At 45.1% G+C, this 16,169-nt stretch carries 18 protein-coding genes; 14 read left to right on the top strand and 4 right to left on the bottom strand.

Translation table 11 applies throughout. The annotated features are described in order from the left end of the window. The 4 genes from ADP71_RS08110 (at nt 1) to ADP71_RS08095 (ending at nt 4,727) form a co-directional block, all read left to right on the top strand. Nucleotides 1–888, top strand: a complete 888-nt coding sequence (locus ADP71_RS08110) for a DMT family transporter (RefSeq protein WP_026353502.1) — start codon at nt 1–3, stop codon at nt 886–888. 178 nt (nt 889–1,066) lie between these two features. Then, nucleotides 1,067–2,710 (top strand): CTP synthase, encoded by a 1,644-nt coding sequence (locus ADP71_RS08105; RefSeq protein WP_019958062.1) that lies wholly within the window; start codon nt 1,067–1,069, stop codon nt 2,708–2,710. 81 nt (nt 2,711–2,791) lie between these two features. After that, entirely contained in the window at nt 2,792–3,655 is an 864-nt protein-coding gene (gene kdsA / locus ADP71_RS08100) for a 3-deoxy-8-phosphooctulonate synthase (RefSeq protein WP_019958061.1), read from the top strand. Between the two features lie 88 nt (nt 3,656–3,743). Then, entirely contained in the window at nt 3,744–4,727 is a 984-nt protein-coding gene (locus ADP71_RS08095) for a hypothetical protein (RefSeq protein ID WP_216603987.1), read from the top strand. A 29-nt stretch (nt 4,728–4,756) separates the two neighbouring features. Here ADP71_RS08095 and ADP71_RS08090 read toward each other — a convergent pair whose 3' ends face one another. From ADP71_RS08090 to ADP71_RS08080, 3 genes are all read right to left on the bottom strand, one after another. Beyond that, entirely contained in the window at nt 4,757–5,617 is an 861-nt protein-coding gene (locus tag ADP71_RS08090) for an alpha/beta hydrolase family protein (protein WP_019958059.1), read from the bottom strand. Nucleotides 5,618–5,707: 90 nt separating this feature from the next. Beyond that, nucleotides 5,708–6,484 (bottom strand): sulfite exporter TauE/SafE family protein, encoded by a 777-nt coding sequence (locus ADP71_RS08085; RefSeq protein WP_171461059.1) that lies wholly within the window; start codon nt 6,482–6,484, stop codon nt 5,708–5,710. Nucleotides 6,485–6,502: 18 nt separating this feature from the next. Further along, nucleotides 6,503–7,090: a CNP1-like family protein gene (locus ADP71_RS08080; RefSeq protein WP_019958057.1), complete on the bottom strand. Its 588-nt coding sequence runs from the start codon at nt 7,088–7,090 to the stop codon at nt 6,503–6,505. Between the two features lie 121 nt (nt 7,091–7,211). Here ADP71_RS08080 and ADP71_RS08075 point away from each other — a divergent pair, with 121 nt between their 5' ends. The 7 genes from ADP71_RS08075 (at nt 7,212) to ADP71_RS08045 (ending at nt 12,117) form a co-directional block, all read left to right on the top strand. Beyond that, nucleotides 7,212–7,439 carry a sulfurtransferase TusA family protein gene (locus ADP71_RS08075; protein WP_019958056.1) on the top strand — a complete coding sequence of 76 codons (228 nt, stop codon included), beginning with the start codon at nt 7,212–7,214 and terminating at the stop codon, nt 7,437–7,439. Nucleotides 7,440–7,518: 79 nt separating this feature from the next. Beyond that, the gene (gene pyrC / locus ADP71_RS08070; RefSeq protein ID WP_019958055.1) at nt 7,519–8,565 is read left to right on the top strand and encodes a dihydroorotase; all 1,047 of its coding nucleotides are present in this window, start codon (nt 7,519–7,521) and stop codon (nt 8,563–8,565) included. Nucleotides 8,566–8,575: 10 nt separating this feature from the next. Beyond that, nucleotides 8,576–9,187 (top strand): lytic transglycosylase domain-containing protein, encoded by a 612-nt coding sequence (locus tag ADP71_RS08065; RefSeq protein ID WP_019958054.1) that lies wholly within the window; start codon nt 8,576–8,578, stop codon nt 9,185–9,187. A gap of 1 nt (nt 9,188) precedes the next feature. Further along, nucleotides 9,189–10,385 carry an MFS transporter gene (locus ADP71_RS08060; RefSeq protein ID WP_019958053.1) on the top strand — a complete coding sequence of 399 codons (1,197 nt, stop codon included), beginning with the start codon at nt 9,189–9,191 and terminating at the stop codon, nt 10,383–10,385. Nucleotides 10,386–10,450: 65 nt separating this feature from the next. Then, entirely contained in the window at nt 10,451–11,014 is a 564-nt protein-coding gene (locus tag ADP71_RS08055) for a single-stranded DNA-binding protein (protein WP_171461058.1), read from the top strand. Nucleotides 11,015–11,150: 136 nt separating this feature from the next. Further along, nucleotides 11,151–11,627, top strand: coding sequence for a transcription elongation factor GreA (gene greA / locus ADP71_RS08050; RefSeq protein ID WP_019958051.1), 477 nt, complete (start codon nt 11,151–11,153; stop codon nt 11,625–11,627). A gap of 49 nt (nt 11,628–11,676) precedes the next feature. Then, nucleotides 11,677–12,117: a DUF4149 domain-containing protein gene (locus ADP71_RS08045; protein WP_019958050.1), complete on the top strand. Its 441-nt coding sequence runs from the start codon at nt 11,677–11,679 to the stop codon at nt 12,115–12,117. Nucleotides 12,118–12,176: 59 nt separating this feature from the next. On the opposite strand, the gene yhbY is transcribed toward ADP71_RS08045, so the two are convergent. Then, the gene (gene yhbY, locus ADP71_RS08040; RefSeq protein WP_019958049.1) at nt 12,177–12,458 is read right to left on the bottom strand and encodes a ribosome assembly RNA-binding protein YhbY; all 282 of its coding nucleotides are present in this window, start codon (nt 12,456–12,458) and stop codon (nt 12,177–12,179) included. A 75-nt stretch (nt 12,459–12,533) separates the two neighbouring features. Here yhbY and ADP71_RS08035 point away from each other — a divergent pair, with 75 nt between their 5' ends. The 3 genes from ADP71_RS08035 to folP all read left to right on the top strand — a co-directional run bounded on the left by ADP71_RS08035 (nt 12,534) and on the right by folP (nt 16,150). Next, nucleotides 12,534–13,154: an RlmE family RNA methyltransferase gene (locus tag ADP71_RS08035; protein ID WP_104931951.1), complete on the top strand. Its 621-nt coding sequence runs from the start codon at nt 12,534–12,536 to the stop codon at nt 13,152–13,154. Nucleotides 13,155–13,224: 70 nt separating this feature from the next. Then, nucleotides 13,225–15,246, top strand: a complete 2,022-nt coding sequence (gene ftsH / locus ADP71_RS08030) for an ATP-dependent zinc metalloprotease FtsH (RefSeq protein ID WP_051082998.1) — start codon at nt 13,225–13,227, stop codon at nt 15,244–15,246. A gap of 67 nt (nt 15,247–15,313) precedes the next feature. After that, nucleotides 15,314–16,150 carry a dihydropteroate synthase gene (folP, locus tag ADP71_RS08025; RefSeq protein ID WP_104931950.1) on the top strand — a complete coding sequence of 279 codons (837 nt, stop codon included), beginning with the start codon at nt 15,314–15,316 and terminating at the stop codon, nt 16,148–16,150. Nucleotides 16,151–16,169: the final 19 nt, after the last annotated feature.

The raw sequence follows: 16,169 nt of genomic DNA, 5'->3' as shown, positions 1-16,169 counted from the left end.
ATGCTTTCAGCGTGGGTAGGATTGACCTTGATGGCGGCGTTCATGCAAGCATGGCGCAATGCGTTTCAAAAGCAATTGAGCAGTACGGTCGATGTGTATGGCGTGACGTTGGCACGGTTTATTTTTGGTTTGCCTTTGGCGGTGGTGTATGTGTGGTGCTTGTACCACATGCGCCCTGTCAATGTCGTGACTGAGTTTACCAATTTGTATTGGATTTATATTGTCATGGGCGGGCTGAGCCAAATTGTGGCGACTGTTTTGATGGTGCAATTGTTCAAGCAAAAAAACTATGCCATTGGTGTCGGATTGGCGAAAAGCGAAGCGATTTTGGCTGCGATAGTGGCGGTGGTGTTTTTACAGGATGCTTTGAGCATCTTGGCTTGGGTGGGTGTGGCTATCGGTGGTGTGGCGGTATTCTTGCTGAGTAAAGGCAAGCGTGGTGAAGCCTTGTCTTGGTCTACTTTGTGGATAGGTTTGGGCAGTGGTTTAAGTTTTGCCATCACGTCTTTGTTGGTGCGTGAGGCCAGTTTGGAATTGAACCAATTGCCTTATTTACACCGTGCTGCTTGGGTGTTGGTATCGGTGATTGGTTTTCAATGTGTATTGATGTTGCTGTATTTAGGTTTGTGGCGTCGCCATACTTTGGTGGCAATGTGGCAACGTTTGGGTTTGACATTGAAAGTCAGTGTGTGCAGTTTTATGGCATCGCTTGGATGGTTCAGTGCCATGAGCATGCAATCAGTGCCGATAGTCAAAACTTTAGGGCAAATTGAAATCGTGTTCAGTTTGCTCATTTCGGTATTTTTCTTCAAAGAAAAATTGGCCAAAGCAGACCATTGGGGCTTGGTTTTGGTGGTGATAGCGGCATGGTTGGTTATTTGGGCGTGATGGTGGCGTTTTGATGGTGGCTTGCGCGGATGTATTTTAAAAGCGTCCTGTAAATGATTGGAGGGTAGATGGTGCAGATAGTTAATGTGTGAACTTGACACAAATTGATGCACGCTAGTGGTTTAATTGTTACCTTAAATCATGCTATAATTTGCAATTCCATTCTGTGTGTTTCGTCATGACCAAGTTTATCTTTGTGACCGGCGGTGTCGTTTCTTCTTTGGGTAAAGGCATTGCTGCAGCGTCAATTGCTGCCATTCTTGAAGCGCGTGGTTTAAAAGTCACCATGCTCAAATTAGATCCTTACATTAACGTAGACCCGGGTACGATGAGCCCGCTTCAACACGGTGAAGTGTTTGTGACCGAGGACGGTGCTGAAACCGACTTGGATTTGGGTCACTATGAGCGTTTCATCAGTTCTACCATGCGCAAGTCTAATAATTTCACTACTGGCCAAGTGTATGAAGAAGTATTGGCAAAAGAGCGTCGTGGTGATTATTTGGGCGGCACAGTACAAGTGATTCCTCACATTACCGACGAAATCAAACGCAAAGTGCACGTTGGCGCAGCCGACAACCAAGTGGCGATTGTTGAAATTGGCGGTACCGTTGGTGACATTGAATCTTTGCCATTTTTGGAATCGATTCGCCAAATGCGCAGCCAATTGGGTCGTGCTAATACCTTGTTCGTGCATTTGTCTTATGTGCCATTCATTGAAGCGGCAGGCGAAATCAAAACCAAGCCAACGCAACACTCTGTTAAAGAAATGCGTTCTATTGGTTTGCAACCAGACATTTTGGTGTGCCGTTTGAAAGACATGTTGCCAGAAGACGAAAAACGCAAGATTGCGTTGTTCTGTAACGTCGAAGAGCGTGCGGTGATCAGTTGCCCTGACAAAGACAGTATTTACAAAATTCCTGAAGTGTTGCACAACCAAGGCATCGATAAGATCATTTGCGAGCAATTGCAATTGAACGTTGCTGAAGCCGATTTGACCACTTGGAAGAAAATTGTCCATGCCATTGAAAATCCAAAACACACCGTTAAAATCGGTATGGTTGGTAAATATGTGGATTTGATTGAATCTTACAAATCTTTGTCAGAAGCTTTGAAACACGCGGGCATTCACACCGAAACCAATGTACAAATCACGTATTTTGACAGCGAACAAATCGAAAAAGATGGTACCGCAGCATTAGAAAGCATGGATGCGATTTTGGTGCCAGGTGGTTTTGGTTTGCGTGGTGTCGAAGGCAAAATCAAAGCGGTAGAATATGCTCGTACCAACAAAGTCCCTTATTTGGGTATTTGCTTGGGTATGCAAATCGCTTTGATTGAATACGCTCGCAATGTCGCTGGCATGGCTGGTGCGAATTCCACCGAATTTGATTTGAAGTCTCCATATCCTGTGGTGGCTTTGGTTGAAGAATGGGTGAATGAAGACGGTCAAGTTGAAAAACGCGATGAAAACACCGATTTGGGTGGCACCATGCGTTTGGGTGCACAAACTTGCGAATTGACAGAAGGCTCTTTGGCGGCACGCATTTACGGTGCGACCGAAATCAAAGAACGCCATCGCCATCGTTATGAAGTCAATGGCAAGTATGTTCCTAAATTGGAAGAAGCTGGCTTGGTGGTTGCAGGTTATTCTAGTGGCCATGAGCATTTGGTGGAAACCATCGAATTGCCACAAGAAGAGCATCCTTGGTTCTTTGCGGCGCAATTCCATCCTGAATTCACGTCAACCCCACGCAATGGTCATCCATTGTTCAGCGCATTTGTTAAAGCTGCGTTAAAAAGCAAAACGATAGCTGATAAATAAATTCTAAGCTGTTACACTCACTGCCAATAGATAGACTATTGGCAGTTTTGTTTTACAGGACGCCTTGATAAGGATAAAGACATGAAATTATGCGGTTTTGATGTGGGCTTGGACCAACCATTTTTCTTGATTGCGGGTCCTTGCGTGATTGAAAGCGAACAAATGGCTTTGGACACAGCAGGCTATTTGAAAGAAATCACCGATGAATTGGGCATTCCATTCATTTACAAATCCAGTTTTGACAAAGCCAATCGTTCTAGCGGTACATCGTTTCGTGGTTTGGGCATGGCTGAAGGCTTGCGCATTTTGGACGAAGTCAAACGTCAAATTGGTGTATCGGTGTTAACTGATGTGCATACCGAAGCGGAAGTGCCAGAAGTCGCTAGCGTGGTAGATGTGTTGCAAACGCCTGCATTTTTGGCGCGCCAAACCGACTTCATTCGTGCGGTGGCGCAATCGGGCAAGCCTGTGAACATCAAAAAAGGTCAATTCATGGCACCTGAAGACATGGGCAATGTGATTGACAAAGCGCGTGCGGCGGCGGCTGAAAAAGGCTTGCCTGCGGACTTTATGGTGTGTGAGCGTGGCGCAAGTTTCGGTTATCACAATTTGGTTTCTGACATGCGCAGTTTGATGATTATGCGTGACACGCAATGTCCTGTGGTGTTTGATGCGACGCATTCGGTGCAAATGCCGGGTGGTTTGGGCAATGCTTCAGGTGGTCGTCGTGAATTTGTACCTGTGTTGGCGCGCGCAGCGATTGCGGCAGGCGTGTCAGGTGTGTTCATGGAAACACACCCAAATCCATGCGAAGCCAAAAGCGATGGTCCTAATGCTGTGCCGATGGCGTACATGAAAGAATTGTTGTCTTCCATGAAACAGTTGGATGCGGTGGTGAAGAGCCAACGTTTGCTAGAACATGATTTGTTGAATTTTGGCAAATAACCAATTGATATATTCAAGCGTCCTGTAACTTACAGGACGCTTTTTTAATGTGTTACGCTGTTTCTTCATATATTTGAAAGCCCATAATATGAACTGGTTTACGCAATTAACAGGTTTACATTCAGACAGCCATGCGGCTGTTTGGAATGGTTTGAGATATGAAGATGGGTATTTGTATGGCAAAAGCCATGCGCAAATTTCGTTGCAGGCAGGACACTTGAATATGCCCAATTTGGGCAGCTTGACTTATCAAAAAGATGGCGGGCAGATTGTGTTTTCTGAAGTGGTGGCCGATGTGCAAGCATTGCATGCGGATTCTGCTAATGCAGGTGCGGTGTTTCAAGTGGCATCGCAAACCAATTTATTGGAAATGATTTCGCCCAATCAAACGCCAGAAGATGGTGTCATACGTTATCAAAACGACCGTACGCAGGGTCCTGCTTGTGCGATGGCTTGTGCGGCAGGGTTGATTTATCGCCATTATTTTGTGCCTGTTGGCGTGCAAATGGGGCAAAGCGAACACCATCAAATCGATACTTTGGCAGATTTAGGTCGTGCGCTTGGTAATGAAAATGACGAACTTTGGCACACCCAAAATGGCTATGTTTTGCCTCAAAGCGCACAGGCTTTAGAGCGCATTGCCACACAATTGCATCACCATCTTGCAGAGTATCGCTCTTTGGTGAAAGTGGGTGTGCAGCAAGATACACAAGTGACTTTGCCACATTGTGAACATGTGGTCACGCAAGTATATGCTTCAGCTTTGCCTATGGCTTATTCGCCATTGGGGCGAGATGTGACGAGTTGGGAAACTTTTGCACGCTTGGTTTTGGAAGCGGCGTATGAAGCCACTTTCATCATCGCCGCCAATAGTTCGAGTCGAAAATTGTATTTAACCCGTTTGGGCGGTGGTGCATTTGGCAATCCTGATGAGTGGATTGATGCGGCGATATTGAAAGCGGCTCAACGCGTTTCTGGCATGAGTTTGGATGTCATCTTGGTCAATTATGGTGGTTCGAATCATCACAATCAACACATTATTCAAACTTGGAAGGCCAATCAAGCGTCCTGAAAGGTTTACAGGACGCTTGGCAAAGCGTTTTACAGCAATTGAATTTCTTGTAACACGATGTCCCAGAGTTTTTGGTGGCTAGGGCGCAAAATGTGGTTGTGTCCGATGTGCTTAAAGCCATATGTTTGTGGATTCAAGCAACGGGTGGTTTTGATGGCGTTGGGGAAAGTGCTGAGAAATTCTGCCACATTGGCTGCGTTGGCAATGTCATCGTCTTCGGCATGAATCACGGTAATCGGTTGGGTGATTTGCGTATGAAAATCGTGTTCAATGTCACCACGGTCAATGGCAGTTCGGACATAATGCCCGTTTTTACACCACTGCGCCCACTGCCGAGCGACATGGCGTGGCAAATCTTCGCCCCATTTGATGGCTTTGAGTTTGGCGTAACCAAATACCAAATTCGACAGCGGCATGTAAACCGTGAACAGAAAATTGGCTTTGCGGGCAAATTCAGGGCGCATATTGGCAAGGTGTCCTGTTGAACCGGCAATGGCAATCACTTTGGCTATTTTGGCATGATTGGGCATGACGCCTAACATTTGACTGCCTGCGCTGTGACCGATTAATAAAGCTTGTGGTAAACCTGTGTGTGCCAATAAAAAATCCACAGCGGCAGGAATGTCGCGTGTGCCCCAATCTTGTAAGCCCACGGAGCAATGTTTCAGGTCGCCTTGCAAGGATGGGCCAATGCCATCGTAATCAAAAGTCAGAACCGTATAGCCTTGTGCTGCCAACCAAGTGGCAAAAGCGGCGTAATAGGTTTGCAAGAAGCCTGTACCGCTACAAATCACAATTGCTTGATTGAATCTTATATCGGCGCGATGAAATAAAGTGCCACTGAGATTTTGCCCGTTGGGCAGTGCAATGCTGACGGTTTGTGGGTTCATGCAGTCTGACTCCTTGGTGATTTATAAAATGACTCTAACATGAGTAAGCTGGCTCACCCAACCAAGCAATCAGATGCAATGCTCTAAAAATCACCATGTTTGCCATAAAGGCAGCAAATCATAAGCAAATTTGGCGATTAAAATGACCAATAGCAGCATAAAACCATAGCGCAAAAAGCCTGAACCACCACGCAAAGCGATTTGAGTGCCAATGAAGCCACCGCTTAAATTACAGGCCGCTAATGGAATTGCCCATGCCCATAAAATATAATCATTGGGGATGAAAAAGCTCAGAGCAGCCAAATTAGTCGTGATGTTAATGATTTTAGAAGAAGCGACTGCGGTCAAAAAATCAAACGCAAACAGGCGAATGAACATGAAGGTTAAAAAACTGCCTGTGCCCGGGCCAATCACGCCATCATAAAAACCAATCAAAGCGCCACACGCCAAACCGATTAACCATTCTTTTTGGCTTAAGCTCGATTGGCGTTCTTTTTGACCAAAATCTTTTTTGCAAAAGGTGTAAATGGCCATGACCACCAAAATCAACAAAATAAATGGCTTGAACCAATGCACGGGAATGTGTGACACCAACATGGAGCCGAAATAGGATGTGATAAATGCCAATGCAGCTGCGGGCAATAACATTTTCCAAGGCACGTTGATTTTGCGCACATATTGCCAACCTGCGGTTAAAGTGCCACACATTGACGCAAATTTATTGGTGCCCATTACTGTGGCAATAGGTGTGTTGGCAGGCAGTAAGCCAAACAAAGCGGGGATTTGTACCAAACCGCCGCCACCGACAGCGGCATCCATCATACCTGCTAAAAAGGCAAACAGGCACATCCATAATAATTCAGTCATGATTGGGTTTCAGGCTACTTAATCGTATTCGTGGGCACCACGGTTTTGAGACGGGTGGTAAGTGCCGATTTTGGTCAAACGGGCATCAATTTCTTTGTCGTTGCGTGGCAGACCGCCATCACAGAACACACGGCTGAGCATTTCTTGTACTGGTGTGTTGGTGTTTAGATTGCTGCCCACATCACGCCATTGTGCATTGCGGCTTTCTAACCAACGCTTGTTATAGGTGTCGGCAAAAGCGATTTGGCGCACGCCATTATTGTATTCAGAACGAAAAGATTGGGTGCTGCAACGCAAATTTTCAAAGCTGATATTGTCGATGCCGTTGGCAGATTGATTGTTTAAAACATAAGAAACAGAAGCATTGCTCAAGACTTTGACGCTAGAGCGCAGCAATTTGGGTTTGTTTTTGAAAGTAGGGTGAACGTATAGCTCTATCCAATCGCCATTTTCAGTTGGGTATTCAGGCAAAGACACTTCTTGTTCTTGGAAAGCGTAGTCTGGTTCTTCAATGTTTTGACTGAAGCTCCGTTTGTTGTCAGCTATGGCTTGGGTGCTGATGAAAGCTAGGGCGCATAAAGACAAACAGCTCAGACGAGTGCGCATCGACAATTCCTTCGTAACAAGATGAAAGCAGTATTGTAGCGCAACTGCTTGCAAATGTAGCCTGTGTTCGTTTCCTTAACAATGTTATAATTTTGCCGTTTTGCATTAAGATGGAATCAACATGACTCAAGCACAATTAGATGTGAAAGGTTTGAAATGCCCCATGCCGATGCTTAGGGCTAAAAAAGCGTTGGCGAATTTGCAAAGTGGGGATGAATTAACCGTGTATGCCACCGATGCGAGTGTACAAGAAGATTTTGCGGCTTTTTGTCGTCATACAGGTCATGTGTTGTTGTCATCTGAGGCTTTGGCCGATGGTAGTTTTACTTTGGTATTGCGTCACAAATAATCTTCAATGTGGTTTACAGGACGCTTGAAGCGGCCTGTAACTTCAGAAACACCCTCGTATTTCATTCAAAGGATTGATCATGACCGAACGTCTGACCTTGTTACAGCCAGATGATTTTCACGTGCATTTTAGAAATGGTGATGCTTTAAAAGCCGTGGTGCCACACACAGCCCGTCAAATGGCGCGCGCTTTGGTGATGCCCAACTTGAAACCACCTGTCACCCAAGTGGCGCAAGCTTTGGCTTACCGTGATGAAATTTTGGCAGCCGTACCACAAGGTTTGGATTTTACGCCTTTGATGAGTTTGTATTTGACCGACAAAACCGATGTGGCAACGGTTAAAGAAGCCAAAGCGGCGGGCATTGTGGCGTTCAAATTGTATCCTGCGGGCGCGACCACCAATTCCGACTCGGGCGTGACCGATTTGTTTGCATTGTTGCCTGTGTTGGAAGCGATGGCGCAAGAGGGCGTATTGCTGTTGGTGCATGGCGAAGTGACGCACAGTGATGTGGATATTTTTGACCGTGAAGCGGTGTTCATTGATGAAGTGTTGTTGCCGATTATGGCCAAAGTGCCGACTTTAAAAATTGTGTTTGAACACATCACCACCGCAGAAGCTGCCAAATTGGTGCAAGAGTCAGGTGAAAATTTGGTCGCAACGGTGACACCACAACATTTATTGCACAATCGCAATGATATGTTGGTCGGTGGCGTGCGTCCGCATTTGTATTGCTTGCCAATTTTAAAACGTCGTAGCCATCAAGAAGCTTTGTTGGCAGCGGTTTCTGGTGACAAATCACACAAATTTTTCTTAGGTACCGACAGTGCGCCACACGAGCAAGGCACCAAAGAGTGCGCTTGCGGTTGTGCGGGCGTGTTCAGTGCTTTGACGGCAATGGAATTGTATGCCGAAGCGTTTGAAAGCGTGAATGCTTTGGACAAATTGGAAGCGTTTGCTTCTCAAAACGGTGCACGTTTTTATGGCTTGCCTGAAAACAGCCGCCGCATTGTATTGGAAAAACGCCCGCAAGCCGTACCTGAATATGTGGATTATGTTACAGGCCGCTTGATTCCGATGCGTGCGGGCGAGTCTTTGACTTGGTCGTTTGCAGGCTTTGCCGATTGATGGACGTGTGATGAGCATCAATCGACGCAGAAGACATTTATTGCTGGGTACTGCAGCTTTGTTAGTTGCGCCCACTGGTGTGTGGGCGTCACAGCGGGAGGAGCAGCTGGCTGACAATGTCGCTTCGACCATGCGCCGCTCAGTAAACAATGTGAGCCCTGCGCGATTGGTGTTTTCGACACGACAAGCAGGACAGGCATGGTTGGCGGAAATGTCGGCACGTTTGTCTAAATTCATTGCTGATGCGCGTGAGCGTGAAACCATTTTAATCAATGTGCAATACGAAGCCAAACGTGCAGGTTTAGATGTGCAATTGGTTTTGGGTTTGATTGAAGTAGAATCGATGTTTAGGCGTTATGCTATTAGCGGTGTGGGTGCTCGAGGTTTGATGCAAGTGATGCCTTTTTGGGCGCGTCACATCGGCACACAGCAACACAATTTATTCGATATTCGTACCAATTTGCGTTATGGCTGTACCATTTTGCGTTATTACATCGATCGAGAAAAAGGCGATGTCATGCGTGCTTTGGCTCGCTATAACGGCAGTTTGGGGCGAATGACTTATCCTAATAAAGTTTATGCGGCCTTAAACCGCCACTGGACGTATCACGGAGTCTTGTGATTTGAAGCACAAAGAAGTTCGTTCTGACAACCAATTGACCCCGCAAGAGTGGCGCACCAGTGGCGTATTGTCGGGCGTGTATGCGCTGCGCATGTTGGGATTGTTTTTGGTTTTGCCAGTTTTGGCTTTGCATGCTGCGGCCTTGGCAGGTTCTGACCAGTCTATGTGGATTGGTTGGATTATGGGTGCTTATGGCTTGACCCAAGCATGTTTGCAACTGCCCTTTGGCATGTTGTCAGACAAAATTGGGCGTAAAAAAACCATTTACATAGGCATGTTGATTTTTGTGGTGGGCAGTTTTTTGGCGGCAATCGCTGAAACACTGTGGGTCTTGATGTTGGCGCGGGCTTTACAGGGCGCAGGTGCCATCAGTGCGGTGATTACGGCAATGATGGCGGATTTGATTCGTGAGCAAGTGCGTACTCGCGCAATGGCGATGGTTGGCATGAGTATCGGCTTGACTTTTGCAGGCAGTTTGGTGGCTGCACCGTTACTATCGGGGCTGATTGGTGTTGAGGGTTTATTTGTATTGACAGGTGTGGCGATGCTCGCTGCGATGTATGCGGTACACCGTTTTGTGCCAGACCCAGAACAAGTGACTGTACGCAATCGTTTGCCTGCTTTGCAAATTGGTTTGCAGCCGCAATTGTGGCGCTTGAATTTTGGTATTTTTGCTTTGCATGCAGGACAAATGTCCTTGTTCATTTGTTTGCCATTTTTATTGTTGCAAATGGGTTGGGCGCAAGAAGAGCAATGGAAAGTGTATGCACCAATGGTCTTGTTTGGCATGTTTTTGATGGTGCCCATTATCATGTTTGGTGAGAAAAAACGCCAATTAAAACCCACTTTGTTATTGGCCATTGGCATGATGATTGTGGCGCAAGGTGTTTTGGCATGGCAAAGCGTCGGGACAATCGTCTTGATGACAGCTTTGGTATTGTACGCCATTGCATTCAATGTTTTAGAAGCCATTTTGCCATCTATGGTCGCTAAATTTGCGCCACCTGAGCAGCGTGGTGCAGCGATGGGTTTTTACAGCACGGCGCAATCATTGGGTATTTTTGTCGGCGGTTTGGTCGGCGGTTTGTTATTGAGCCAAATGGGTTTGAGTGGTGTGTTCATTTTTGCCACAGTGTTGATGTTGGCGTGGTGGGCGATTGCCTATACGGGACAAGCACCACAAGTACGTCAAGCGTGACGCTGTGACGGTGACTGTTTATACTGTCGCCAGATTAAAATTTTAATAGTTTGTAGGAGGACGTGATGTCTGTAAATAAAGTGATTTTAGTGGGCCGCTTGGGAAAAGATCCTGAAGTGCGTTACATGACCAATGGTGAGGCAGTGACCAATTTTGGTGTGGCCACCAGCGAGTCTTGGAAAGGCCGCGATGGTCAAAAACAAGAGCGTACGGAGTGGCACAATGTGACTTTGTATCGCAAATTGGCAGAAATTGCAGGCCAATATTTGAAAAAAGGCAGCCAAGTTTACATCGAAGGTAAAATTCAAAGCCGTAAATACATGGGTAAAGATGGCATTGAGCGCACAGCTTATGAAATCGTAGGCTCAGAAATGAAAATGTTAGGTGGTCGCTCTGATGCATCATCGTCTTCTTACGATGATGGTATGAGTGCACCTTATGAAGACAATAGCAGCCAATACAGTGGTGCTAGTCATTCAGGTTCTTATGGCAGTGGCAATCAATATGCTTCTAATGCAGGTAGCCCAGCTGCACCAGCGCGCCAAGAAGTGCCTGCTGCACCAAGTCGCTCTATGAACCAGCCACCTAAAGTTGAGGTGGACGATTTGAATGATGATATTCCGTTCTAATATTTTAAAGTTTGGTAGTGATTGCTATTTTTTTTTAGTTTGTTACAATAGACTCTAAATATTTCGAAACAAGCCGCCGTTTATTCGGCGGCTTGTATTTTTGTTGCCTAAATGACGTTGAATGTAGGAGACAGTCATGCAAAAAGTACCATTGACCGTTCGTGGTGCCCAATTATTAAAAGATGAGTTGCAGCACTTGAAATCGGTGGAGCGTCCATCGGTCATTGAGGCGATTGCGGAAGCCCGTTCCCACGGCGATTTGTCTGAGAATGCAGAATACGATGCTGCCAAAGAGCGTCAAGGCTTTATCGAAGGCCGTATTGCTGATTTAGAAGGCAAATTGTCTTATGCGCACATTGTCGATCCCAAAGAGTTGGATGCCGATGGCAAAATCGTTTTTGCAGCGACTGTGACCATTGAAGATTGCGATACTGAAGACCAGATGACTTACCAAATTGTGGGCGATGATGAAGCCGACATTAAACAAGGTAAAGTATCGGTGTCTTCGCCGATTGCTCGTGCTTTGATTGGTAAGTACGAAGGCGATGTAGCGGAAGTGCAAGCACCAGGTGGCGTGCGTGAATATGAAATTGTGACTGTGCAATATATTTAATCTTTCAATATCGATGAAATTTTGACTTGATAACCAAGGTAACGCATTTATGAAAACGGTTTTCACTTTATTGCATGCGCTTTGGTTTGGCGCACACTTGATGGTAGGTTATGTGGTGGCACCTTTTTTATTTGCTTATGCAAATGATGGTTTGCTCGATAAACAAGTGGTTGGCAATATTGCAGGAGATTTGTTTGATTGCGTGATGTATCTGGGCTTGGTGGTCAGTTTGTGGTGGTGTGTGTATTTGCGCCAACAAAATGGATCTAACCGTTTGGCTAAAGCTTTATTGGGTTTGTTAATCATGAGCCAGTTTGTGGTGACACCTGTTATCGTGGCCATTAAACAACAGCAAAGTCATTGGTTATTGAATTGGGTTGGCGGTAGTTTCGGTATGTGGCATGGCATTTCATCATCACTGTATTTGCTTATCAGTATTTTATTGATGGTTTTAACATGGCAGCGTTTACAAGTTAAAAGTCGTTATTGATTCCAATTAAAAAAGCGTCCTGTAAAAATATTTACAGGACGCTTTGAATTCAAAAGAACTTATTGTTCGTTTTGACGGTATAACACCAGAATCTTACCAATGCTTTGCACCAATTCAGCGCCTGTTTGTTCACACAATTGTACAGACCACAGTTTGCGATCATCGCGATCATCGCCCAAAATACGTACTTTGATTAATTCATGTGCTAACAAATTGGCATCGACTTCTTTAACCACCGATTCGGTCAAACCGTTTTGGCCTATCATAACCACGGGTTGTAAAGTGTGTGCTTGTTGTTTAAGTGCCGCTTTTTCGACACTGCTTAAAGTTTTTTTAGACATCTGCAGCTTTCCTAGAAAACATGTATTGTACTAGAATTTGGATGAAAAAACTCATCAAAATAATGGATTATCTTTATGCCTAAACGCACAAAATCTTCAGGGGCTTGGCTCAATGAACATGTTCATGACCCTTATGTAAAATTGGCGCAAAAACACGGTTATCGTGCGCGTGCAGCATTTAAATTGCTGGAAATTAATGAAAAATATAAATTAATTCAAAAAGATACGTTATTGGCGGATTTGGGTAGTGCGCCCGGTAGCTGGTCGCAAGTGGCGGCACAAATGATTGGCGATAAAGGTCGTATATTTGCTTTGGATATTTTGCCTATGGAACCAATTGAGGGCGTAGAATTCATACAAGGAGATTTTCGTGAAGAAACCGTCCTGCAACAATTGGTCGAAACCTTACGAGGTCAAAAATTAGACCTTGTGATTTCAGATATTGCCCCAAATATGACTGGTAATTCAGTCACAGACCAAGCACGCAGTTTTTATTTGTGTGAGTTGGCTTATGAGTTTGCCATCGAGCATTTGAAACCTGGTGGACACTTTTTAATCAAAGTGTTTCAAGGTGCAGGTTATCAAGAGTATGTCAGTTTATTGCGTGCGTCGTTTGGGCAAGTGCTCATTCGCAAGCCAAAAGCTTCTCGCGATAGGTCTAATGAAATTTATTTATTGGCGAAAGATTTGCACTGACAAGCTAGGGTGAGTGTTTTACAATGCAAATTCGTTCATATCTCTTGTATTTTAATGGGAGCCTCATTTAGTGGGTAATACGGTTAAGAATCTTTTGGTTTGGCTTGTTTTGTTGATGGTGGTCATTTTGGCTTTCAACGCATTGCAAGGGTCCAAAGAAACCAAACAACAAGTTGAGTATTCGCTTTTCATGCAAGAAGTGGAAGCGGGGAAAATTGAGAATGTGCACATCGAAGGTTCGATTGCACGTGGTTATGAAATCTCGGGTGAGCGTAAAGACAAGACAACTTTTACGACCAATGCACCGTTGGATGATCAATTAGTACCAAAATTGCTGCAAAGCGATGTGCGCGTGAAAGTGACTCCAGAAGAGCGCCCTAGTGTTTTAGGTGGCATCTTCTTAAGCTTGTTGCCAATTTTGTTACTGCTAGGTGTTTGGTTTTACTTCATGCGTCAACAAGCTGGTGGCGGTGGAAAAGGCGGTGCGTTTTCGTTTGGTAAGTCTCGTGCCAAATTATTGGACAAAGACACCAATGCCATTACATTTGCGGATGTGGCAGGTTGTGATGAAGCCAAAGAAGAAGTGCAAGAAATTGTGGATTATCTGAAAGCACCGACTCGTTATCAAACTTTAGGTGGTCGTGTACCACGTGGCGTGTTGTTAGCAGGTTCTCCAGGTACAGGTAAAACCTTATTGGCTAAAGCCATTGCTGGTGAAGCAAAAGTGCCGTTTTACAGTATTTCCGGTTCTGATTTCGTAGAAATGTTTGTCGGTGTGGGTGCTTCTCGTGTGCGCGATATGTTTGAGCAAGCGAAGAAAAATTCACCGAGCATTATCTTTATCGATGAGATTGATGCGGTGGGTCGCCAACGTGGTGCTGGTTTAGGCGGTGGTAACGATGAGCGCGAGCAAACATTGAACCAATTATTGGTTGAAATGGATGGCTTTGAAAGCAATCAAACTGTGATTGTGATTGCTGCTACCAACCGTCCTGATGTTTTGGATCCTGCGTTACAACGTCCAGGCCGCTTTGACCGTCAAGTGGTTGTACCTTTGCCTGATATTCGTGGTCGCGAGCAAATTTTAAAAGTTCATGCTAAAAAAGTACCTTTGGACAGTTCGGTACAATTGTCTGAATTGGCTCGTGGTACACCGGGTTTTTCGGGTGCAGATTTGGCTAACTTGGTTAATGAGGCTGCTTTGTTTGCAGGCCGCCGTAATAAAACCAAAGTTGATCAAAGTGATTTTGAAGATGCCAAAGACAAAATCTACATGGGTCCTGAGCGTCGCTCTATGGTGATGCACGAAGATGAAAAACGTGCAACGGCTTACCATGAGTCAGGCCATGCTGTGGTTGCAAGTTTGTTACCTGGCACTGACCCTGTACACAAAGTCACCATCGTACCTCGTGGCCGTGCTTTGGGTTTGACTTGGCAATTGCCTGAGCGCGATCGCATCAGCATGTACAAAGACCAAATGTTACACAATATTGCCATTTTGTTTGGTGGTCGTATTGCTGAAGATATTTTCTTAGGTCGAGTGTCTACTGGCGCATCTAATGACTTTGAACGTGCTACGGGCATTGCTCGTGACATGGTGACCCGTTATGGTATGTCGGACAAAATGGGTGTGATGGTTTATGCTGAGAATGAGGGCGAAGTGTTTTTGGGCCGTTCTGTAACCAATACCAAAAACATTTCTGAAAACACGCAGCAGCAAGTGGATGCAGAAGTTCGTCGCATTTTGGATGAACAATATGCATTGGCTTATAAGTTGATTGATGAAAATCGCAATAAAATGGAAGTGATGACCAACGCTTTGATGCAGTGGGAAACCATTGATGCAGACCAAGTGAAGGAAATCATGGCAGACAAACAGCCTAGTCCTCCTAAAGATTACAGTCATAATTTGCGTACTGATGAGCCTGAAATCACAGAAGAGGTAGTAGAGGTAGAGGCAGTTAGTTTGGTGAAAGACGATGCAGACGCAGCGAAAGCTGCTGATGTAGAAGCCACACCAGAAACGACTGTTACTTCTGACGATGTTGAGTCTAAAAAAGACGATACACAAAATCCATCTCGACCACAGTAATCGGTTCTGATATAACAACGGCAGCTTATTAAAGCTGCCGTTTTTGATTTTTGGATGAGGGTAAAACATGTATTGGCAATGTGGTCGTTTTGAGTTGGATTTGTCTGAACCTAAAGTAATGGGTATTGTGAATGTGACACCAGATTCTTTTTCTGATGGCGGTCGTTATTCATCTAGTTTAGAGCAAGTTTTGGCACATGGTCAAAAACTCTTGGATGATGGTGCGGATATTTTGGATATTGGCGGTGAGTCGACTCGCCCAGGCAGTGATCCTGTTTCGCCTGAGGATGAATGGGCACGGGTTGAGCCCGTTTTGGAAGCTTTGTATCAATGGAATGTACCCATTACTTTAGACAGTCGCCGTACTTGGGTGATGCAAAAAGCTTTGCAGCAAGGTTGTGTCGATGCTATCAATGATGTAGCGGCTTTGAGTGATGAAGGCGCGGTAGCATTGTTGGCACAATATCCGAAAATAGGCGTGTGTTTGATGCACATGCAAGGCATTCCGCAAACCATGCAAAGCAATCCGCATTATAGTGACGTCAGTGCAGAAGTCTTCAAATATTTACAAGAACGTGTAGCAACATGTTTACAGGACGGTATCGGTGCGGAACGTTTGTTGTTAGATCCTGGTTTTGGTTTTGGCAAGACTTTAGAACACAATATTGCGCTGATGCATGACTTAAATGCTTGGATTAAAGCCATTTCTTACCCTGTTTTGATTGGCATTTCACGCAAAACCATGTTGGGGAAAATCATTGGTGAAGAAATTCCTGCTGAGCGTATGGTGGCTTCGGTCATGGCTGCTGTGGCATCGATTGCACGAGGTGCACATATTGTGAGGGTACATGATGTTAAAGAAACGGTTCAAGCAGTAAAAGTTTGGCAGAAGTTGGGCATTTGAATTTTTCTGTGGAATTTTT

It is taken from the genome of Vitreoscilla sp. C1, from assembly GCF_002951955.2.
GTDB lineage: Bacteria > Pseudomonadota > Gammaproteobacteria > Burkholderiales > Neisseriaceae > Vitreoscilla > Vitreoscilla stercoraria.
This window is presented reverse-complemented; position numbering and strand designations above follow the sequence as displayed.